General features: G+C 57.8%; 18 protein-coding genes and 1 tRNA gene. 13 read left to right on the top strand and 6 right to left on the bottom strand.

Annotation, left to right across the window (positions count from 1 at the left end):
- Positions 1 to 9: 9 nt before the first annotated feature.
- The 4 genes from DES29_RS02685 to lpxC all read left to right on the top strand — a co-directional run bounded on the left by DES29_RS02685 (position 10) and on the right by lpxC (position 4,696).
- Positions 10 to 1,191, top strand: coding sequence for a cell division protein FtsQ/DivIB (locus DES29_RS02685; protein WP_021994832.1), 1,182 nt, complete (start codon positions 10 to 12; stop codon positions 1,189 to 1,191).
- A 71-nt stretch (positions 1,192 to 1,262) separates the two neighbouring features.
- Entirely contained in the window at positions 1,263 to 2,501 is a 1,239-nt protein-coding gene (gene ftsA, locus DES29_RS02680) for a cell division protein FtsA (protein WP_005430958.1), read from the top strand.
- Positions 2,502 to 2,577: 76 nt separating this feature from the next.
- Positions 2,578 to 3,735 (top strand): cell division protein FtsZ, encoded by a 1,158-nt coding sequence (gene ftsZ, locus DES29_RS02675; protein ID WP_005430957.1) that lies wholly within the window; start codon positions 2,578 to 2,580, stop codon positions 3,733 to 3,735.
- Between the two features lie 13 nt (positions 3,736 to 3,748).
- A complete protein-coding gene (gene lpxC, locus DES29_RS02670) occupies positions 3,749 to 4,696 on the top strand; it encodes a UDP-3-O-acyl-N-acetylglucosamine deacetylase (RefSeq protein ID WP_005430956.1) in 948 nt (315 codons plus the stop codon).
- A 60-nt stretch (positions 4,697 to 4,756) separates the two neighbouring features.
- Here lpxC and DES29_RS02665 read toward each other — a convergent pair whose 3' ends face one another.
- The gene (locus DES29_RS02665; protein ID WP_021994834.1) at positions 4,757 to 7,135 is read right to left on the bottom strand and encodes a coiled-coil domain-containing protein; all 2,379 of its coding nucleotides are present in this window, start codon (positions 7,133 to 7,135) and stop codon (positions 4,757 to 4,759) included.
- A 383-nt stretch (positions 7,136 to 7,518) separates the two neighbouring features.
- Here DES29_RS02665 and secA point away from each other — a divergent pair, with 383 nt between their 5' ends.
- The 4 genes from secA to DES29_RS12665 all read left to right on the top strand — a co-directional run bounded on the left by secA (position 7,519) and on the right by DES29_RS12665 (position 13,303).
- On the top strand, positions 7,519 to 10,275 hold the full coding sequence (gene secA, locus DES29_RS02660; protein ID WP_113854417.1) for a preprotein translocase subunit SecA: 2,757 nt from the start codon (positions 7,519 to 7,521) through the stop codon (positions 10,273 to 10,275).
- A gap of 131 nt (positions 10,276 to 10,406) precedes the next feature.
- On the top strand, positions 10,407 to 11,555 hold the full coding sequence (locus tag DES29_RS02655) for a sugar ABC transporter permease (protein ID WP_236578859.1): 1,149 nt from the start codon (positions 10,407 to 10,409) through the stop codon (positions 11,553 to 11,555).
- Positions 11,556 to 11,686: 131 nt separating this feature from the next.
- The gene (locus DES29_RS02650) at positions 11,687 to 12,472 is read left to right on the top strand and encodes a carboxymuconolactone decarboxylase family protein (protein ID WP_021994837.1); all 786 of its coding nucleotides are present in this window, start codon (positions 11,687 to 11,689) and stop codon (positions 12,470 to 12,472) included.
- Between the two features lie 147 nt (positions 12,473 to 12,619).
- Positions 12,620 to 13,303 carry an NUDIX domain-containing protein gene (locus tag DES29_RS12665; protein ID WP_021994838.1) on the top strand — a complete coding sequence of 228 codons (684 nt, stop codon included), beginning with the start codon at positions 12,620 to 12,622 and terminating at the stop codon, positions 13,301 to 13,303.
- A gap of 52 nt (positions 13,304 to 13,355) precedes the next feature.
- On the opposite strand, the gene DES29_RS02640 is transcribed toward DES29_RS12665, so the two are convergent.
- The 5 genes from DES29_RS02640 to DES29_RS02620 all read right to left on the bottom strand — a co-directional run bounded on the left by DES29_RS02640 (position 13,356) and on the right by DES29_RS02620 (position 16,369).
- Positions 13,356 to 13,610, bottom strand: a complete 255-nt coding sequence (locus DES29_RS02640; protein WP_021994839.1) for a DNA gyrase inhibitor YacG — start codon at positions 13,608 to 13,610, stop codon at positions 13,356 to 13,358.
- A gap of 72 nt (positions 13,611 to 13,682) precedes the next feature.
- A complete protein-coding gene (gene zapD, locus DES29_RS02635) occupies positions 13,683 to 14,450 on the bottom strand; it encodes a cell division protein ZapD (RefSeq protein WP_021994840.1) in 768 nt (255 codons plus the stop codon).
- A gap of 116 nt (positions 14,451 to 14,566) precedes the next feature.
- Entirely contained in the window at positions 14,567 to 15,187 is a 621-nt protein-coding gene (coaE, locus tag DES29_RS02630) for a dephospho-CoA kinase (RefSeq protein WP_016473565.1), read from the bottom strand.
- 86 nt (positions 15,188 to 15,273) lie between these two features.
- Positions 15,274 to 15,350, bottom strand: a tRNA-Pro gene (locus DES29_RS02625).
- 20 nt (positions 15,351 to 15,370) lie between these two features.
- On the bottom strand, positions 15,371 to 16,369 hold the full coding sequence (locus tag DES29_RS02620) for a polyprenyl synthetase family protein (RefSeq protein ID WP_005430947.1): 999 nt from the start codon (positions 16,367 to 16,369) through the stop codon (positions 15,371 to 15,373).
- A gap of 328 nt (positions 16,370 to 16,697) precedes the next feature.
- Here DES29_RS02620 and rplU point away from each other — a divergent pair, with 328 nt between their 5' ends.
- From rplU to DES29_RS02590, 5 genes are all read left to right on the top strand, one after another.
- A complete protein-coding gene (rplU, locus tag DES29_RS02610) occupies positions 16,698 to 17,009 on the top strand; it encodes a 50S ribosomal protein L21 (RefSeq protein WP_005430946.1) in 312 nt (103 codons plus the stop codon).
- A 38-nt stretch (positions 17,010 to 17,047) separates the two neighbouring features.
- Positions 17,048 to 17,311 carry a 50S ribosomal protein L27 gene (gene rpmA / locus DES29_RS02605; RefSeq protein ID WP_005430945.1) on the top strand — a complete coding sequence of 88 codons (264 nt, stop codon included), beginning with the start codon at positions 17,048 to 17,050 and terminating at the stop codon, positions 17,309 to 17,311.
- A 157-nt stretch (positions 17,312 to 17,468) separates the two neighbouring features.
- Positions 17,469 to 18,566, top strand: coding sequence for an Obg family GTPase CgtA (gene cgtA / locus DES29_RS02600; protein ID WP_021994841.1), 1,098 nt, complete (start codon positions 17,469 to 17,471; stop codon positions 18,564 to 18,566).
- 88 nt (positions 18,567 to 18,654) lie between these two features.
- Positions 18,655 to 19,782: a glutamate 5-kinase gene (gene proB / locus DES29_RS02595; RefSeq protein ID WP_021994842.1), complete on the top strand. Its 1,128-nt coding sequence runs from the start codon at positions 18,655 to 18,657 to the stop codon at positions 19,780 to 19,782.
- Positions 19,783 to 19,907: 125 nt separating this feature from the next.
- Positions 19,908 to 21,656, top strand: coding sequence for a proline--tRNA ligase (locus DES29_RS02590; protein ID WP_113854404.1), 1,749 nt, complete (start codon positions 19,908 to 19,910; stop codon positions 21,654 to 21,656).
- The last annotated feature ends 14 nt before the right edge of the window (positions 21,657 to 21,670 follow it).

The raw sequence follows: 21,670 nt of genomic DNA, 5'->3' as shown, positions 1-21,670 counted from the left end.
TGACCGAAGATGGACGTACCGCAAACTGAACGGACCGACGCTGCCGGCAATCCTTTGCGACAGATCCCCCTGCCTCAGGACAGTCTGGGGCGGCAGGAGCCGACGCTTGCTGCCAGAGGAAAGCGGGCAGCTGCGGACAATCTGCATGTAGGGAGCCGCACGCCTGAATTTGCGGATGAACTTCCTCCTGTGCCGCGCGAACGTCTCGGTGCGGCCGAACGCATGCGTTACGGTCTTCGGCGATGGGGGCTTCCTGCGGCGCGAGTGGCGGGACTCCTGACTGTGCTCATACTGGGCGCGCTTGTCGTGCGAGAGGCCGCTGATGGGCGGATCTTCATGCTTCAGCGGCTGGAGATGACCGGGGACGTCCAGAAGGTGCCGTTGGCGAGGTTAAAGGAAGCAGTGGAGCCCGCTGCTGCAGGTAAAACCTTTTTTACGGTTGATTTGAAGGCCGTCAGAGATGCCGCCGAAACGGTGCCCTGGGTGCAGTACGCCGCAGTGCGCCGTGTTTGGCCCGACGCGCTGATGATTGATGTGACGGTATACGAAGCCGCGGCTGTCTATGAAGACGGCCGGCTCGTCAGCGGTGAAGGTCAGCTTTTTTCGGCCAATCCTGATGAAGGATCGGAAACGGCCGGGGCTCCAACGTTTCGCGGGGAGGCTCAGGCCGTACCGGAAATGCTTCGCCGCTGGCGCCGATTCAGCGGACTGACGGAACATATTCCCGCCAAGATTACCGAACTGGAGCTTTCAGACCGAGGCAGCTGGACGCTTACGATAGAAAGTCCGACGATTCCCCCCACAAAGATTGAACTCGGACGCGATGCTAACGGCGCAGCCGTTGAGGAGCGTCTGCGTCAGGTGGTGGAAGCGTATCCGCGAATTGTGGAAATTATGGGCGGACCGCCGGCTTCGCTCGATGCCCGCTATCGTCGGGCGATTGCAGCCGGCAAGGTCAATCGCGAACAGGTGGCGGAATATCTGGCATCCGTGCAGGCCGCGTCCGCTCAGAGCAGTGCTCGTCCATCGCTTGGGGATGCCGATGGCGCGGCGGATGCGGCGGCAGAAGCGGAAGCGTCATCAAGCAAAGACTCAGTGGACGATATTGAGGCAGCATCGGCTGCGGATGATGCCGCGGATGCGGCATCGAGCGAGTCGCATGAGACTGAAGGCGGTGCAGCTGCCCGCTAAATGCTCACTGCGTCATATGACGTCCTACAATATCCTTCTTTCGAATCCTTCCTTTCCCATCCATTGCTCTCATGAAGTCTCAGGATCACGGCCGCGAGTTCTTTGCCGCCCTCGACATCGGCACGGATAAAGTGCTTTGCATCGTCGCGCGACCTGGCGCAGAACCGGGTTCCATGCGGGTGATCGGCATGGGGAATGCACGCTCTTCGGGCGTACAGGAAGGGTGCGTCGTTGATGTACAAGAAGCTGTTCAATCGATTCGCAAGGCTGTGCAGGAAGCGCAGTACACGGCTGAAGTTCAGCTTTCCGGTGTGTGGGCGGCCATCGGCGGCAAGTACCTGCAGAGCGCCAACTGTGTTGGACAAACGGTGCTTCGCGGGCAAGAAGTTTCTCGGGAAGACGTTGAACAGGCCGAATCAAATGCTCGGCTCGCCGCCATGCGAGAAGGCAAAGGCAGCACTGTCATCAAACTGATTCCGCAGGGGTTCCGCTGCGGCGACGTGATGACTGCCCGTCCCATCGGATTGGTGGGGCCTAAGCTTGAGGCTTATGTGCATGCACTTTACGGCTCCAAAACCAATGCCGACAATCTGAAGCGCTGTATTCAGCGCGCCGGAGTGGAGGTCATCAACTATGAGCCGCATCCCTGGGCAGCGGCTCAGGCCGTTCTCTCCGAAACCGAAAAAACATGCGGCGCAGCGGTAATCGATATCGGTGCGCAGACGACATCGATCATTGTGATGGCTGAGGGACGCGTACAGTTCACTGACGTGCGTCCTTGGGGCGCTGAAATTTTCACCCGCGATTTGGCTATGGTTCTCGGCATCAGTCTTGAGGAAGCCGAGGAACTAAAGCGCAATTCGGGGGAGTGCCGTCTGTCGCAGGTTATTGCCGGTGAAGTTGTACAGTTTGAATCTCACGGTGCGCTTTCACGCCTTTATTCCCGGGATCTGCTCGTGAAGACCCTTGCGGCGCGCGCACAAGAATATTTCCATCTCTACCGACAGCTGCTTATTGATGCAAGAGCTTTTGACCATGTCGAACTCGTGGTGCTCACCGGCGGCGGAGCCATGCTCCCGGGCATCGCTGATGCGGCTGCGGCGGAAATGGGCAAACGTGTGCGTATTGGACTGCCCCGGCGCGCAGAAGGCGAGTCGGCGCTGCTGCAGCGGCCTGATTCGGTAGTGGCTGCTGGCTTAGTGCAGTGTGCTATCGACGCCGGTGCGCTCGGTGTAGAGAATGCATGGGGCGTCAGGCGTCGGCAGGGATTCCGTGAGCGCCTGAAGACATTCTTCATTGGCGACTATTGACGTGTCCAACGCTTTCTCTGTCCGCAGAATGGCCAAAAAGAACGGATAATTCACCAATTCCATTAACGAGGTTGACATGCCTTTTGAAGTTCTTCCTGAATTTGACCCGCTCAAAACCGTGATCAAGGTGATCGGCGTGGGCGGCGGCGGCGGAAATGCCGTCGAGCACATGATTACCCACGGCGCCAAGAGCATTGAGTTCATCGCTGCCAATACGGACCATCAGGCACTGCAGCGCTCCAAGGCTCACGTCAACATCCAGCTCGGCAGCACCGGACTGGGTGCGGGAGCGCGTCCGGAAATCGGTGCGGCTGCCGCACAGGAAAAGCGCGAACAGGTGGCGGAAGCGATCCGCGGAGCCAATCTGCTCTTTATTACGGCCGGCATGGGCGGCGGTACGGGAACGGGCGCTGCGCCGGTGATTGCTGAGATTGCGAAGGAATTGGGCATTCTCACGGTGGCCGTGGTGACGAAGCCCTTCAGTTTTGAAGGCGCTCGCCGTATGCGTACGGCCGAACAAGGCATTGAAAATCTCAAGAGCAAAGTCGATTCGATGATCGTCATTCTGAACGAGAAGCTCGAAGAAGAATGCCCGCCGAACGCCACGATGAAAGAATGCTTTGAAACCTCCAACGAAGTGCTCTACAAAGCCTGCGTCGGCATCGCGGAAATCATTCATACGCCCGGCACGATCAATGTCGACTTTGAAGATTTGAAGACCGTCATGAGCGAGCGCGGCAGCGCCATCATCGGCCTGGCGACGGCATCCGGTCCCGATCGTGCCCGCAAAGCTGCGGAAGCGGCCATCGCTTGTCCGCTGCTCGAAGGAGCCAACCTTCAGGGGGCGCGCGGCATGCTTGTTTACTTCACTGGCAATGAAAGTCTCACGCTCGCGGAAATTCGCGAGGCGATGGGCGTACTCAATACCTTTGTCACCAAACAGGCCAACGTCATCTTTGGCTCGGCTATGTCTGAGGAAATGGGGGATGAAGTGCGTGTTACGGTAGTCGCAACCGGTCTCGATCGCCCGATTGATCCGACGACGACCGTTGACACAACGTCACCCGCCGCTGCGCCGGCAATTGGTCAGCCCGCATCTGCTGCTGAAGCTTCGCAGCCTTCGTCTGACGAACCGCCGACGATCTTTGGCACGCCGAAGACGGAGAAGAAGACCGATGAGGAAGCCGCGCAGACAGGGGCGCCGAAATTCAGCATTCCGAAGTATTTGAGCTGAGGCGTATTGAGTCATGTTCTGCCAGTGCACGCTCGCCGAGTCTGTAGCCGCTGTCGGCATCGGTCTGCACAGCGGCCGCAAAATCCGTCTGGTGCTTCATCCGGCACCAGAAGATTCCGGTATTGTCTTTCGCCGCGTTGACCTTAATCCGCCTGTCGATATTCCTGCTGCGCCCATGAATGTGAACGACACGCGCATGGCAACGACCGTGAACGTCGGGCGTGCGGCGGTGGCGACGATTGAACATTTGATGAGTGCTTTCTCGGGACTTGGCGTGGACAATTGTCTCGTTGAAGTCAATGCGCCGGAAATCCCCGTCATGGATGGATCCGGAGCAGCCTTCGTCTATCTCATTCACAGCGCCGGGCTTGTTGAGCAGAAGGCGCCGCGGCGCTTCGTGCGTATTCTGAAGCCCGTTGAGGTGCGCGAAGGCAGCAAACTGGCTCGGCTGGAACCTCACGAAGGCTTCCGGCTGTCGTTTCGCATTGCCTTCGGTCATCCGGCGATCGACGCTACGGATCAATATGCTGACATTGACTTTTCCAAAGTCAACTATGAACAGGCCGTATCGCGGTGCCGGACATTCGGGTTCGTTCAGGATGTGGAAATGCTTCGCAAAATTGGTCTTGCGCAAGGCGGCTCACTGTCCAACGCCATCGTCATGGATGAATTCCGGGTGCTCAATCCCGGAGGGTTGCGCGAACAAGGTGAATTTGTGAAGCATAAGATCCTGGACGCAATGGGGGATCTTTATGTGCTCGGCGCGCCGCTGCTTGCGCATTACATTGCAGAAAAATCGGGGCATGGCCTCAACAACCAGCTGCTGCGTGCACTTTTAGCGGATCCTTCAGCCTTTGAAACCGTAACATTCGAACATGCTAAGGACTGTCCGGTTGATTTTTGGCCTCAGCCTGCCGCGGTTCGTCCTGAAGCGCCCGATGACGGGAAGCTGCCGTTCTAACTGTGCATTTTCCGACGGAAAACGCAAAGCCGCGGGCTGTATGACGCTGCCTGCGGCTTTTTATTTGCCAAGGTCTGCCGAAAAACGGTCGGCGTCACGCATCAGTGCGGCAGCATAACGGCCCGTTTCGGCAGCGTCGGCGAGAGGATTGCCCAGGCGTTCGCGCAGCTTAAGCGCAGCTTCGTGCAGACTGCTGAGACGTGCCTGCAGATCTTCACGGCGACTGCGCCGGCTGAGCATACGGCTTCGCAGTTCAGAGAGCTGCGGATTGCCGGCGCACTCTGCTTCATTCGGGATGAGTTTGGGGTCCGGCATGCGCGGCAGACGGTCGGCCCATATTGGAATAATGGTTAGCAGCTCCTCGAGCTTGGTGCGAAGTTCCAGCTGTTCGGCCTCCTCTGCCTCGGCCGCTGCCTGTACGGCATCTTCCGCCGATCGAGCGGTTTGACTGGCGTGCGGGGCGGCAGACTCCGATTTTTCGTCGGCCGGTATAGGCGCGCCGAAAAGATCGGGCAGCTCAAGGGGCTTGGCGTCGGGGTCTATGGCAGCACGAGCTGCTTCGAAACGTTCGACCACTTCTGCGGCCGCCCGCTCGAGCATAGCGGCGAGTTCTGGGGACAATCCCTCTCCGCGCGGCGCGGTGAGCACTCGATCAACAGCGGCTGCCGACTGCTCGGCGGCGGCAAGGAGTGCGGCACGGTTATCCCAGGTTTTAAGCCGCGCGAGTTGACGCGCGCGGATGGCGGCGAGCTGTGGGTCTGCTTCGGCCTCTGCTTCCGAGGGAATGATGGATTCATTGAGACGTCCGCCAAGGACAGCTTCCAGACTGCGCAGACGGGCAAAAACGATTTTGAGCGATTCAAGAAGCGCACCTTCCAAGGGGTTGATGCCGCTCAGGGCGTCGTCAGGGAGATCTCCGCGGAGAATTTCGACTTTTTCTGCCAATGTCTCAATCTCTGCGGACATGCTTGAGAGTGCCTCTTCTTCATTGATCAGCCGTCGATCGATTTTCCGCAGCGTTTCCATTGCCTCAGGACGCTCGTCGGCGTATTTGGACCGAGGCGCGAGCAGCCAAGGCCGGTCGGCCAGAAAACGCTTGGACATGGCTGCCAGAGTTTGCTCGAGCGTGTCGAGTCGGCTTTTCACTTCCAGACGCGACTCCCACGAGAGGAGTTTGCGGGAGCTTTCTGCCGAGAGCGCAACAGCCAAAGCCTGCGAGTCGCCTTTTTCGCGTGCTCGTGCGAGATCTGCGGCTTCCTGGGCCAGCCGACTGTCGGCGGCGAGAATATCGGGCAGCTCGGGCATGCGCACGCCGATATGTCTTATCTGCGAAAGCGTTTCGGAGAGTTTGCTTTGCAGGACTTTTATTTTTCGCTTGAGCTCGCTGCGAAGCACTGCCGGCGAAAGCTCCTCCGGCGTTCCGGCGTTCGGAAGTGAGGGGCTGGCGGCGGCTGGCGGTGTTCCCTTGGCGGCAAGCGTTTGTACGGCTTCTTCCAGAGGCAGTGTGAGGCGATCCTCCACTTGGTTGAGTCTTGCCGTCCATCCTGCGATCTTAAGTGCGGCGCTGACGGCGCTTTGGCCGGCATCGTCGAGTACTTTGGAAGAAAGTTCGAACGGCAGCTCCGCTGCGGCCTCCTCTGCTGCGGGCGGCATCAATTTTTCACGTGCAGTCTTCAGCAGCGTCAGCGCTTGCCGGGCTTCTTCGGCGATCTGATTCGTTTCGGTTTCTGCGAGCGTACGCCGAGCGAGCCGTGCGCGCTGACGTGAGCGAACGGCGGCCAGTACGGGGTTCGCCTTGGCAGAGGCTTCATCGGGAATCAGTTTGGCGTCCGGAGCACTCGGCAGCAGTGTTTTGATTCGATCGGTACGCCCGATCAGTCGATCAATGCGTTCAATCGTGCCTTCCAAGGCCGTTTCAACGGCCAGCGGCATTTCTTCGGGCCGAGGGCGAAGCACTGCTGCGAGTGCGAGTATCTGGTGTTTGAGGTCAGGATTGATCAGCCGGGCTGCAGAGGATTCAAGTTCTGCAGCGGCAATGAGTGAAGGGGTTCGGATCGGCTCAGGTTTTTCAGCTTCATTGAGTGTGGAGCGGCGTCCGCGGTTACGGAAGTCAACCGCCACAACAGGGACGCCTGCCGTAACGAGATTTTCAAGAATTCGTTTGGAAAGATTTCTTAACCGACTTTGCTGAGCAGCGCTGTCAGTGATGAAGGTAATGGTGCCTTGAGTGTTTATCCGGACACCGCGTCCGGATGAAAAGTCGAGCGGCAGCCGCAGCTGGTCAATAAGCGGCATGATGGCTTTGCCGGCGCGGCAGGCCAGTTCGTATTCGGCAAGAAGCTTTCCGCTGGCACTCGATTCGGCGAGTGACTTTTCCGGAGAGCGGAAGCCGCGGTTTCTGAGCGTAAAGCCGGCAGGAAGCGAGCGAAGCCTAGGCACGAAAAGGGTCTCCGGACAATCTGCAGCGGAAAGCATTATTCCGCAATGAATTCGGGCTCAGTGGCGGCATTGCAGGATCGCAAAAATGCGATAATCCTTCAATTGTGCTCGGCTCTCTGGGGAATATGGCCGTCTTGGACGGTTTTTCCATCAGCATGCCGGAGCGCCTAGCCCTTCTTGGAGAAGTCTACTCGAGATGGTGCCCGATGCTTTATGGGTTGAGGCGCATGGATGCGTTTTCTGCCTTAAGCAGGATGTAATGCAGCAGTCTTATTGATAAGACTTCCGCTTTTTTTGACGGCTCTATTCTCGAGGCAGACCTAAAACCCAAGCAGACGCCTGCCGTGACAGCAGACGCCGCGACGCAGAATTCCAGCGAAAACATGTTTGACGAACTTTTAACCAAGATTTTTGGCAGCCGCAACGAGCGGCTCATTAAGCAGTACCGCCGCCAAGTGGCTGCGATCAACAAGCTCGAACCCGCCATGGAGGCGCTTTCGGACGCCGAACTGCAGGCCAAGACTCAGGAATTCCGCGACCGTATTGCCAAGGGTGCGACCACGGACGAATTGCTGACGGAAGCCTTCGCGGTTGTGCGCGAAGCCTCTAAGCGCGTGCTCGGTATGCGCCACTTCGATGTGCAGCTGATTGGCGGCATGGTGCTCAATGACGGCAAGATTGCTGAAATGCGCACTGGTGAAGGCAAAACCCTTACCGCCACGCTTGCCGTCTATTTAAATGCTTTGGCCGGCAAAGGCGTGCATGTCGTGACCGTAAACGACTATCTGGCTTCGCGCGATGCGGACTGGATGGGGCGGCTTTACCACTGGCTCGGGCTTTCCGTCGGCAAGATTCTTTCGCAGCAGGACACTGCGGTTAAGAAAGAAGCCTATGCGGCCGATATTACGTACGGCACGAATAATGAGTTCGGCTTTGACTATCTGCGCGACAACATGGAGTACGACGTCTCCGCGCGCCGTCAGCGCGGTCTTTACTTTGCGATTGTCGACGAAGTGGACTCCATTCTGATTGACGAGGCGCGTACGCCGCTCATCATTTCGGGGCCGGCCGATGACAATACGGATCTTTACCTCCGAATCAACGAAATTCCGCCGCTCCTCACGCGCCAGCAGGAGGAAAAGGGCGAAGGCGACTATTGGGTCGACGAAAAAGCCCATCAGGTCTATATCTCCGAGTCCGGCCATGTGAAGCTCGAAAAGATCCTCGCAGAACGCGGTCTTGTCGGTCCCGGCGAATCGCTTTACTCGCCGAAGAACATCATTTTGATGCATCACCTGATGGCCTCCCTGAAGGCCCATACGCTCTTCAAGCGCGATCAGCAGTATGTGGTGCAGGACGGTGAAATCGTCATCGTGGACGAATTTACGGGCCGTTTGATGCCGGGGCGTCGCTGGAGCGAAGGTATTCACCAGGCCGTCGAAGCTAAGGAAGGCGTGCGCATTCAGCACGAAAATCAGACGATGGCGTCGATTACCTTCCAGAACTACTTCCGCATGTACGAGAAGCTCTCAGGCATGACGGGTACGGCGGATACTGAGGCATACGAATTCCAGGACATTTATGGTCTTGAAACTGTCGTTATTCCGACACATCGCAAGATGATACGAATCGACGAGCAAGACAAGGTCTACCGTACGGTGACGGAGAAATATCAGGCCATCGTTGAGGACGTCAAGGCATGTCACGCGAAGGGACAGCCGGTTTTGCTCGGCACGACCTCGATTGAAAACTCCGAACTGCTCTCGCAGCTGCTCACGAAAGAGGGCATTGAACACAATGTGCTCAACGCCAAGCAGCATGAACGCGAAGCGCAGATCGTGCTGGATGCCGGTCGTCCCGGCATGGTGACGATCGCCACCAATATGGCTGGCCGCGGTACCGACATTGTGCTCGGCGGCGGCATCAACAAGGCTGTAGGTGCGATTGAAGCTGACGAAACGCTTTCCGCAGAAGAAAAAGCGCAGCGCATCGCTGAGGTGAAGTCGCAGTGGCAAAAGCTCCATGACGAGGTCGTGGCAGCCGGCGGCCTGCGCATCATCGGCAGCGAACGTCATGAATCCCGCCGTATCGATAATCAGCTGCGCGGCCGCGCAGGCCGTCAGGGTGACCCGGGTTCATCGTGCTTTTATCTGTCGATGGAAGATCAGCTGCTGCGCATTTTCGGCGGCGACCGTATGCGCGCCATCGCCGATCGGCTCAAGCTTGAGCCGGGCGTTGCGATTGAGTCGAAGATGCTGACTCGCATGATCGAATCCGCACAGCGCAAAGTGGAAGGCCGCAACTACGACATCCGCAAGCAGCTTCTGGAGTTTGACGATGTCCAGAACGATCAGCGCCATGAGATCTACGGCTTACGCAATGAGATTCTTGAAGCGACCGACTGCAGTGAGCTCATCAAGAATCTGCGTGAGGGTTATTTCACCGATTTGTTCCGCAGCTTTGTGCCGGCGGATACCGTTGAAGAGCAGTGGGATCTCGATGCATTGAACGACAAACTCAAGAGCGGGTTTGGCATTGAAATCGACTTCAAGAAGATGCTCGACGCGGACACTGCGACGACGGATGAAGATCTTCTGAAGGCGCTTATTGACCGTGCCAACGAGATCTATGAAGCTAAGGAAACGCTGGTTGGCCATGACGCTTTCGCTGCTTTTGGCCGTTCGGTGCTCCTGCAGGTGATCGACCAGCTCTGGCGCCAGCACATTGCCGCTTTGGACGCCTTGCGTCAGGGCATCTACCTGCGCGGTTACGCTCAGAAGCAGCCTAAGCAGGAATATAAGCGCGAGGCCTTCACGATGTTTGAGCAGCTGCTCGACTCGATCCGTGAAACGACGACCACGGTACTCATGCGCGTTGAGATCAAACAGCCTGAAGAAGCGCAGGCTGCTGCGCAAGACAATCTTGCCCGCGGCGAGGCTCGTGCCGATGCATCGCATCTCGCTGACGCCGGCGCTTCACAGGGACTCAATGCGCCGAATGATCAGGGCAGTTCTCTGGATCAGCTGAGCGCGGACGAGAACGCTCGCTTGCAGGCGGCTTTCCGTCATTGCGGCCGCAACGATCCGTGCCCCTGCGGTTCCGGGAAGAAGTTCAAGGACTGCCACGGCCGTTTGCGTTGATTGCTTTCTGAACCTTGATGACCGCGGCCTTCTCTTGAGGGGGCGGCGGAGTTCACCGCCCGGAACGGTTTTTCGATAGAAAAGCTGCCGGGCGGTATGCTTTGGGTGAACGTTTCTTTTTCCAAATTGGCATGAACTCTGCTGCATCCCATCATCAACTGCCGCGCTTTGCGCTTCCCGGAGCGGTCTGGCGAAGTGCCGGAAATTTTTGGTGCGCAGAATTTACGCCGCCGGCACGATGGACAGTCGCGACTGGCGCAATGCTCGGCTCTGCCTATCCGGATGACGGCGCCGCAGAAAGACTTGTACAAGCCGCTCAAAAAGTTTGGACTGGTGCAGGGTCCAGACTGCTGATTACGGCGGGCTCGGGCTGCGCAGGCCGCGGAGATCTTTCAACAGCAGCCGCGCAGGGGTTTGCACATGCGGCTGCGGAGCGGCTGGGCATTGCCGAATCTAATCTCCTATTTGCGTCGGCAGGCCCCGTCTTTATGCATTTCCCTGTGGGAGAAGAGCTCCGTCGGCTTGAACGAGCAATGTCCGCTCAAAAAACGAGCTCGCCGGAGGGCCCGGGTGCTGATTCCGTCTCCATCCCGTTTCGTTTGACGGACGGGGCGGTTGCAGTCTCTGCGGCGCGCTTTTTTGCGCCGAACCCAGGATTTGGCAGCATGGTGTGGATTGCCGGCATTGACGCGGATGTTGGCCGCCCCGTACTCGAAGATATGGCCAGACCGCTTTGGCTCGCGGGACCTGAAGCACTTCGCGCTCGTACGGGACCAGTACCAGGTGACGTGCTGCTGCTTTTTTCGACGGCTGCCCATCATGACAATCCTGTCATGCGCTGGGAGGATCCGCGGCGAGCGCCCTTAGAGGCGGCTCTCTCAGCTGCATTAGGGGCTCTGGCCCGTCGAGCCGGTGCCGCGATAGGAGCGCTGCCCTGCGTGCTCGAAGGTGCTGATTCTGCCCAGGAGGCGGCGCATGCTGCGCGACGACTTGCTCCGGCATTGGTTGTTTTTCGTCGTGAATTGTTGGAGCTTGCCGAAAGTGATCGGCCGCGAGTCCTGAGCGAATTTCTTCGTTCGGTGCTCCTCACAACAGGCATAGCGGGTTTTGAACGTACGCCTGTTTCGGTGCGGATTGCCAATGCACTTCTTTATGAGGGTCTGCGTCAGCCCGAGCAGTCAGGTGCCAATATTGAAGCGGTTCACGCTTGGCTGGAGGGTTCAGAAGAGCTCTCCATCCATTTAGGGCGCGGTCGTTTGGGATTTCGCTTTTGGGCATGAAATTGCTCGACGCAATGAGAGCGGCTTCATCTGATTTTTAGGCAGAATCAGCAGATACGCGGATCCGTGGCGTTGTCAGAATGTATGCATTGCATTTGATGCTTCATTCAAACATCCCAATGGAGGCGGAAATGACGAACTTTTCCCGCAGGCAAGTGCTTTCGCTGCCGATGGCGGCTTCTGTCGTCGGAGCCGGCGCTGCCGGTGCGGCATATGCAGCGGATTCAAATTCAAAGGTAAACGCGCCCGACTTTGATGCGATTGAAGACCGTATGACGCTTCTGACGAAGCGCGGTGCTTCACTTTCAATCCGACAGAAGCATTTGGCTGTGTTGTCTGTCGCCGCCGGTTTGGGGTTTGAGGATCTTGGCGAGCGCACTGCGGCAGCCGCACTCGCCGATGGATTGGCGCCCGGCGACATTGAGGAGGCGGTCTTTCATGCTTCTCCCTATGCCGGCATGGCGCGAACTCGAGCAGTGTTGGCCGGCGTTCATGCTGCCATGACGGCGGCGGGTATTGCGCTGCCGCTTGAAAGTCGGACTGTCGTCAGTGATGAGAATCGTCTGCAAAAGGGGATTGCAGTACAGACGGAAATTTTTGGTGAGCAAATTACCCGCATGCATCAGACGACGCCGGCAGAGCGCCGCAGTCTGATGATTGATGATCTTTCCGGTTGGTGTTTCGGCGATTTCTATACCCGCAAAGGTCTTTCGATTGCCGAACGCGAACTGGCTACTTTTTGCACGATTGCGGCGCTCGGAGGCTGTGAGGCACAGCTTAGTGCTCATGCTGCGGCAAATCTTCGCTGCGGGAACACGAAGGACAATCTGATCGATGCACTTCAGTGCGCTGTTGTCTACCTTGGCTTCCCGCGAACACTCAATGCCTGTGCAGTGGTTGATAAGGTGAACCCATAAAAAAATATCGCTGTCTACGGATTTTCGCTGAGACAGGCGCGATCTGCTCAGCGATCCTGTTCGGCAGTCAAGCATAAATCGGCGTGATGGAGGACAATTAACAAGTTGCGTGCGCGGGAACCGCGCGCGAACTATTGGAGATTTTCTGTGAGCGACAACATTGTTGAAGTGGCCGTCGGCGTGCTTATTCGTGAAGACGGCAGGATGCTGTTGAGTTCCCGCCCCGAAGGCAAGCCCTATGCGGGTTACTGGGAATTCCCGGGCGGCAAGCTTGAAAAGGGTGAAACCGTTCATCAGGCGCTCGCGCGCGAACTCAATGAAGAACTCGGTCTGGCGGTTTCTTACTCGACGCCGTGGTTTGTGAAGGAGCACCGCTATCCTCATGCGCATGTGCGTCTGCACTTTCGCCGCTCGCATGACTTTGCCGGCACGCCGGTGCCTAAGGAAGGTCAGCAGTGCGGGTTTTATGCGGCTGACGAACGCACGCCGGGTTTGATGCTCCCGGTGGATCAGGTTATTGTGAATCGTGTCGAACTGCCGGAAGTGTTTGAGGAGTCTGATGATCTCTTAACACTGACGCGTGAGGCATTGGCCGCAACAGTCGTTCGTGACCGCCGCTATCGTTGGGTAGGTGCCCGCGCGGAAACCATGGATGAGGTGCTTAAGTGTGTCGCCATGGACTACGACTTCGTGATCGTGCCGCCCGAGAAGTTTGAGAGTCTTCTGCTTAACGGAGAACCGCGTCTGCCGATGTATGTCGACGGCGCTGCCGCGGCCGATCTTGAGACGTGGCAGGCCAAGGGGGCTCACGGCGTGAAACCGTTGATTTAAAAAACGGTGAAGCTCGAACCGCTTTGCATGCGGATCCAGCATATTGCGTATCTCAACGGCGCCTGCGGGCGCCGTTGGTTTTGGCGGAGCGCTGACGCTCCTCGAGTTCGCGCGCACGATCGGCGGCGTCGTCGAGTTCTTCTGGGCTCATGCGATCAGCAGAACCCGGTTCCCCCTCAATTCGGTAGCCGTCATTAGCCCATTCGCCGAGGTCAATCATTTTGCAGCGCTCGCTGCAAAACGGCCGCCAGGGATTGGCTGAGGAATATTCAGTAAGCGTGTGGCAGACCGGACAGGGAACTTTCATGATGCGTTAATGCCGGCGACGGCAAAGTGCCGGCCGGCCGAATATAGAGATGGGGGCGGTGTGAAGCTGCTCTTAAATACAGAGCCCAAGACGGAAGGATAGCGTTTCATGCACCGCATGGAGGCGGTGTTTGGCGTCAGGCGTTGAAAAACGCAGCCAGAGCGTATGACGGTTTGCACTCATGTCAGGAATGCATTGACTTTCCTGAGGCATCCAGATGCGTGCGAGTTGATAGGGACTGCCTGACGTGGGAATCTGCATTGTCCCGTGCTCGGCCACGGCATCAGAAATGATGGTCTGCGCCCGCAGATGGCCGAGAATGAGCTGAGCCGCGTTGGTAATCGGCAAAAGGGTCTGCGCGAGTGACAGGAGTTCTTGGCGACGAATTTCAGCCGGCTGAGAGAGCCAATAGTGAAGCTGAGGAAGGTCAAATTCACAGGTGCCGCCGGGCAGGCGCTGGCGGTTTCGAATGAGCTGCAGCCACTCGTTGTCACGCAGGATTTGGCTGGTGCGGCCCACCGCTGCCGAGACGGAATTAGCGGCTTCAGATACAAGGGCCAGTACCGTTTTAGCCGGCTGACCATCTACCGTTGCATTGGCGGGAAGCGCTTCAATATCGCGGCGCTGCTGCAAGAGCGCTTTAAGGAGTTCGTTTTTCAGGTCCGATCGGGCGGCAACGTCCGAAAGATCGAAAAGTGCGTTGATTGCCGCTTGGTGAGCAGCTTTGCCATCGAGCGCCAGGAACCAGTCCAGACGCTGCTTGAGCGCTTCCAGCCGCAGGTAAAAGCGAATCTTCTCGCTGCAGGGGAACTCATAGAGAATCAGTCCAGTGTCAGGCATGCTCGAGTTGGCGAATTAGACGTTCCTGAAAAGACGCAGCCTCGAAAGACTGCGCACACCTTCTGATCTTATCCGACGCAGTTCTTTACGAAAAGAGGTAAAAGCGACAAGAGGTTTCAGAGATGGTGTTTCTCAGCGGCTTCCAAGAGACGCAAGGCGTAATGACGGACACGGCGGGCGAAATCCTCGCGTGTTCCGGCATTGACAAGCACATCGTCCGCCGCTTGCAGACGATTGCGGCGGGAAGTCTGCGCACGAATGAGGCGAAGCGCTGCATCCGGCGCTAGTCCGGAGCGGGTTCCAAGACGCTCAACTTGCAGGTATTCAGGCACATCAATGACCAAGATGCGGTCAACGCGGGCTCGTGCTTGAGGACTTTCGATTAAAAGCGGGCAGTCATAAACCGCGAATGGGGCGCCGGAGCGTTTGGCGCAAGCAAACTCATCATCGAGCACCTGCTTCATGGCGCTATGGACAATGGCCTCGAGTTTTTTGCGGGCTTCAGGGTCTCGAAAGACGAGTTCACGCATGCGGGCCCTGTTCATGGCGCCGGAGATTTCAATCATCTCTGGGCCGAAGGCTTGGCGTATGGCGGGCCCAGCAGCGCCCCCGGCGGCAGTTACAGCACGCGAAATGCGGTCCGCATCAATGATGGGGAGCCCTAGTTCACGAAAGATGTCTGCAGCGGTGCTCTTTCCGGAGCCAGCTCCGCCCGTTAAGCCCAAAATCCAGCACATTTGCATCTCTAAGGTTTGATTGCCTGTTGGCCGAAAGGATAAAGAAAAAGGCGCCGTCCTTGATGGAACAGCGCCTTTCAAAATCCTGGTCGGGGTGAGAGGATTCGAACCTCCGACTCCTACGTCCCGAACGTAGTACTCTACCAGGCTGAGCTACACCCCGAGGTCTTTACCGATTTGACGTTATCGATCACGTCTAACAGTGAAGGACAGTAATTCTAGCAGACTTTCGTTGAAAATGGAAGGGGGAAGTTTTGCAAGAGCCTGACGGCCTCTCTCTAACTCGGCTTCCGCTCGAAGACTGCATCGGTCAAGAGCCCCGCAGTCTACTACAAGCTTTGTAATTTTGTCAAAGGGGCCATCGCCTTTCCGAACGGCCTCGTCGATGAGAGCTCGGCCTTCGGGCGTTGTGAGTTCACGCGTATAGATGAGCGGGAGCGTCATTTTCCCTTCGCGAAGATCTGCGCCGAGGTTCTTGCCAATATCGGCGGCAACGCCCGTGTAGTCGAGGATGTCATCGGCAATCTGGAAAGCGTTGCCGAGCGCCAGAGCATATTGCGCAACGGCTTCTTCCTGCTCTTTGCTGCACTCGGCAATGGCAGCAGCCATTCGGGCGCCGGCCTCAAAGAGACAGGCCGTCTTGCGTTCAATCACTCGGAAGTATCGTGTTTCGTCAACCGACGGATCATGAGCATTGACCATCTGCACAACCTCACCCTCGGAGAGGCGGTTGGCGGCATCGGCGAGCGCCTGCATGACGCGAAGATTGCCCGCCCGCACCATCATTTGGAAGGAGCGGGTATAGAGGAAGTCGCCGACAAGAACGGCTGCGCCGTTGCCCCATCGGGCATTGGCAGTAGGGCGGCCTCGGCGAAGATTGCTTTCATCAACCACATCGTCATGCATCAGTGTGGCGGTATGCAGGAGCTCAATGGTTGCGCCAAGATAGCAGCAGAGGTCGCCCTTATACCCCAGCGCTCGGCTGATGAGAATAAGGAGCGCAGGACGCATGCGCTTTCCGCCGGCGCTGGTGATGTATTCGCTGATTTCATGCATGCGGCTCACGTCGCTTGCAAGCTCAGCGCGGATATAGTCGTCAACCGCCTTCATGTCGTCCGCAATAGGGGCGAGCAGGCGCTGGACAAGCACCTTGGGGTCGGTTGAGGATGCGGTCTGGGTCATATAGCCTCAGGAAGAAAAATGCGAACTGCGGGATGCATGACATCCGCGGGCAAAAAGAATTGTGAGCAAAGTATATCGAGCCTGCGGCAGCAGACCGCGCGGCAAGTGCGCAATGCTGAGTGTGTTTGCCTGAGTTTCGCAAGAAATCCAAGCTTTTCGCTTGACGAAGAAGTTTCCGCAATGAAATAATGCGCACCTTTCCACGCAATGGACGCACTTATCGGGCGGCATTCGGAATTCTCCGGGCGTTCGAGGTTCGTCGAGTACAAAAAGGTTTCGCGCAGGTTTGCTGCAAGCAGACTGAAGCGGGACGGCGAGGTTTTATTACATGTACGCGATCATCAAGACGGGCGGTAAGCAGTACCGCGTCAACGTCGGCGACACGCTCAAGGTCGAGCTCCTCGGCCAGGACGCCGGCTCTCAGGTTACTTTCAGCGAAGTTCTCGCTGTCTCCGGCGAAGAAGGCCTCAAGGTCGGCGCTCCCCTCGTTGAGGGCGCTACCGTGACGGGCACCATCGTTGCGCTCGGCCGCCACGACAAGGTCCGCATCTTCAAGTTCCGTCGTCGTAAGCACTCCATGAAGTCCGGCGGCCATCGCCAGCACTTCGCCGAAGTGCGTATCGACGCGATCAACGCTTGATTTATCCTTCAACCCAGTTTTTCAGCAGAGCATAGAAAATGGCACACAAGAAAGGCGGCGGCTCCACCCGCAACGGTCGTGACTCCAAGGCGAAGCGTCTTGGCGTGAAGGTTTTCGGCAATGCAGCCATCAACGCTGGCAGCATCATCGTTCGTCAGCGCGGCACGCAGTTCCACGCCGGCAACAACGTCGGCACGGGCAAGGACTACACGCTCTACGCCCTCGTTGACGGCACCGTCAAGTTCGAAGTGAAGGGCGCCTTCGGCCGCCACTACGTTCACGTCGAACCGACCGCTCTCTGATCCTAAATTAGAGATCAGCGAGGCCGGCAGCACCAGAGGCTTCCCGCCAAGGGAAGCTTCCGGTCCGGTTAAAACAAAGCCCAGCGCGGATCTCCCGGCTGGGCTTTTGTTATTCTGTTTGTTTGATTTTTTACCCCGACTTTTTTCGAGGTTCAACGTGAAATTCGTCGACGAAGCCAATATCGAAGTTCAGGGCGGCAAAGGCGGCAATGGTGCCGCTAGCTTCCGCCGCGAGAAGTTCATTCCGAAGGGCGGTCCTGACGGCGGCGACGGCGGCCGCGGCGGCTCGGTCTGGGCTGAAGCCGACCGCAACATCAATACGCTGGTGGATTATCAGTACACTCGTAAGTTTTTTGCGCCTAACGGTGAAAACGGCCGAGGGGCGGACTGCTACGGTGCGGGCGGCAAGGACGTTGTCCTGCGCATGCCGGTGGGTACCATCATCCGCGATACCGATACGGGTGAGATTGTGGCCGACCTTAACGTGCATGGCGCACGTCAGCTCCTCGCCGCAGGCGGCAAAGGTGGACTCGGCAATCTTCACTTCAAGAGTTCGGTGAATCGTGCGCCGCGTCAATTTACGCCGGGAGAACCGGGTCAGTACCGTTCGCTCGAACTGGAGCTGAAGGTGCTCGCGGATGTAGGCCTCCTCGGTATGCCTAATGCCGGCAAGTCCACGCTCATTACAGCGGTCTCCAATGCTCGGCCTAAGATCGCCGACTATCCCTTTACCACGCTGCACCCCCATCTGGGCGTCGTTCGTGTGGGGCCCGAGCAGAGCTTTGTATTGGCCGACGTTCCCGGGCTGATCGAAGGCGCTGCGGAGGGTGCCGGTCTCGGACATTTGTTCCTGCGCCACCTTTCCCGCACGAAAGTGCTGCTGCACGTCATCGATGCCGCGCCTTTGGACGATACGGTCGATCCCTTCGAACAGGCGCATGCACTCGTGGCTGAACTCGAAAAGTACGATCCGGAACTTGCCGCCAAGCCTCGCTGGGTAGTGCTCAACAAGATGGATCTCGTGCCCGAGGAAGAGCGCGACGCATTGGTTGAGAAGTTCCGCTCGGCCTTCGCCCGTGAAGGCGAACCGGTGTTTGCGGTGTCAGCTGCAACACGTGAAGGTTTGACCACACTCCTCAATGCGCTTGCTCAGAAGATCGACGAAGATCGCCGCGCCGAACGCGCGTTTCTCGACGATGAGCGTTTTGATGAAGAGCGGGAGAACGCCGAACCGTACGATCCGGCAGCGCATTGATTTGAAACATCAGTTTTAAGCCCGAAAGCCGCTTCGAATCCCGTGTGAGCGGCTTTCCTGTCGTGCAATTTCCATAGGAGAAGACGCCATGGTCGGTCAGGAATCGCTTCTTAAAGAGGCGCGTCGCATTGTTGTCAAGGTTGGGAGCGCATTGGTTACCAATGACGGACGCGGTCTTGATGTTCGTGCGATCGAGCGCTGGGCCGGTCAAATTGCCGCGCTCCGCGCGATGGGCCGCGAAGTGCTCCTGGTGAGCTCTGGCGCTATTGCCGAGGGCGTGCTTCGTATCGGCTGGGAAACTCGACCGACTCGCGTCTGTGAGCTTCAGGCTGCCGCCGCGGTGGGACAGATGGGGCTTGCGCAGGCCTATGAAGAACATTTCGGCTGTCACGGCATCAAGACCGCTCAGGTGCTCCTTACCCACGCCAATCTGGCGGACCGAGAGCAGTATTTGAATGCCCGCATGACGCTCATTGAACTGCTGGGACTCGGCATCGTTCCCGTTATCAATGAGAATGACACCGTGGTGACCGAAGAAATCAAAGTGGGCGACAACGATACGCTGGGCGCTTTGGTGACGAACCTTGTGGAAGCTGATGTGCTCGTGATTCTGACGGATCAGCGAGGTCTTTTCACGGCGGATCCCCGATCCAATCCGGATGCGGAGTTCGTCCAATTTGCTCAAGCCGGTGATCCGGCTTTGGAAAAGATGGCTGGGGGCGCAGCAAGCACGCTCTCCAAGGGCGGCATGATCACGAAGATTCTGGCCGCCAAACGCGCAGCACGTTCGGGCGCCGGCACCATCATTGCTTCCGGCCGAGAAGAAAACGTGCTCGTACGGCTCGCCCAGGGCGAAGCGATCGGCACGCACCTGAGCCCCGCTTCTTCAGTGCTCCATGCCAAGAAGCAGTGGATTGCCGACCATCTGCGGGCGGCTGGCAGACTCGTTCTGGATTCGGGTGCTGTCAGAGCGCTTAAGCGAGATCACACGTCACTCCTTCCGGTCGGCGTGAAAGCCGTGGAGGGCGAATTCAAGCGCGGAGAAATGGTGGTGTGCGTTGACGAAGCCGGCTGCGAGATTGCTCGCGGTCTGGTGGGGTACTCAAGCACTGAAGCCCGCCGCATCTGCCGTGCCCATACCGATGAGGTTATGCAGATTTTGGGCAGCATGGATGCGCCCGAAATGATCCATCGCGACAACTTGGTCGTCCTCTGAAGGTGCGAAAAAGTACAATAACGCGTTGATCCTCAGCCGCTCCCCGCGTTTTGAAATTCCGGAGCGGCATTCCTTTTTTTTAAGCACCCTGGCGGAAGACGCCGCGGCGGGTGCCTCCATTTGATATGCGAGCCCGTTCCTTTTTCATTTCGACTCTCAAAGAAGCGCCGGCCGATGCCGACGTCATCAGCCAGCAGTACATGATTCGCTCCGGCATGATCAAGAAGCTTGCCGCCGGCGTATATACCTACATGCCGCTTGGCCTTCGCGTCATCCGCAAAATTGAAAACATTATCCGCGACGAAATGGTTCGTGCCGGATCGATTGAATTGCTGATGCCGATGGTGCAGCCTGCAGAACTCTGGCAGGAAACCGGACGCTGGGAGAAGTACGGTCCCGAACTCCTGCGCATCAAAGATCGTCATATGCGCGACTTCGTGCTGCAGCCGACGTCCGAAGAGGTCATCACCGATGTCGCCCGTCAGGAAATCAAGAGCTGGCGTCAGCTGCCGGTGAATTTCTTCCACATTCAGACGAAATTCCGCGACGAGCGCCGTCCGCGTTTCGGGGTGATGCGCGGTCGTGAATTCACGATGAAGGACGCCTATTCGTTTGACCGTGATGAAGCCGGTGCTGGCCTTTCTTACGACAAGATGTATGCGGCCTATCAGCGCATCTTTACCCGTATTGGTCTCGGTTTCCGTGCTGTTCGCGCCGATACGGGCTCCATCGGCGGCTCGCGTTCGCATGAATTCCAGGTGATCGCCAATGCCGGTGAGGACGTCATTGCCTACTGCCCGGATTCGGACTACGCCGCCAACATTGAACTTGCCGACGCATCATCCGTCCTTGACGGCCGCAAAGCGCCGACTGCCGCTTTGGAAAAGCGCGCTACGCCGGGCAAGGAAAAATGCGAGCTCGTGGCGGAATATCTGGGCCTGCCGTTCCTCAGCTGCGTCAAGAGCGTCGTGCTTGCTGCGGACCGTACCAATGAAAAGGGCGAATCGATTCCGGCGAAGATTGTGCTTGTGCTGCTTCGTGCTGACCACGAACTCAACGAAGTGAAGGCTGGCCATATTCCGGAGCTTAAGGACGGCTTCCGGTTTGCCACTGATGCGGAAATTCTTGCCGCATTTGGCTCCAAGCCGGGTTACCTTGGGCCGGTCGGCGTGAAGAGCGATATCGCTGTTTATGCCGATAAGACGGCTGCCGACATGTCTGATTTCTGCTGCGGTGCGAACGAAGAAGGGTTCCACTATTCGGGCGTCAACTTTGGGCGAGATCTGCCCGAGCCTGTCGTCATGGATCTGCGCAATGTGGTCGAAGGCGACAAGTCTCCCGACGGCAAGGGCGTTCTGCGTCTGCAGCGCGGCATTGAAGTCGGTCATGTGTTCTTCCTCGGCACGCGCTACAGCGAACCGATGCACGCCACTTTCCTCGATGAAAACGGCCAGCCGAAGCCCATGCAGATGGGCTGCTACGGCATCGGCGTTACCCGCGTGGCGGGGGCGGCGATCGAGCAGCGCCATGACGACAAAGGCATCCAGTGGCCCGACGCCATCGCGCCGTTTGAAGTGGTCATCTGTCCGATGAACTACGCCAAGAGTGAAGATGTCCGCAAGGCGGCTGATGCGCTTTACGAAGACCTGAAGGCGCGCGGTGTTGACGTGATTCTCGATGACCGTGACATGCGTCCGGGCGTAATGTTTGCGGAATGGGAGCTCATCGGCGTGCCGCACCGCGTGGTGATCGGTGACCGCGGTCTGAAGAACGGCGAAATCGAATACGCTGAGCGTACGAATTTGGCCGAAAAGACGATGGTCCCGGTTGCCGATGCGGCAGCCTACATTGTCGGCCGTATCAAGCGCGACTAAAACGCAGGGATGAT

The organism is Sutterella wadsworthensis (assembly GCF_003315195.1).
GTDB lineage: Bacteria > Pseudomonadota > Gammaproteobacteria > Burkholderiales > Burkholderiaceae_F > Sutterella > Sutterella wadsworthensis.
Note: the sequence above shows the minus strand (reverse complement) of the source record. Positions and strands in the feature narration are given on the sequence as shown.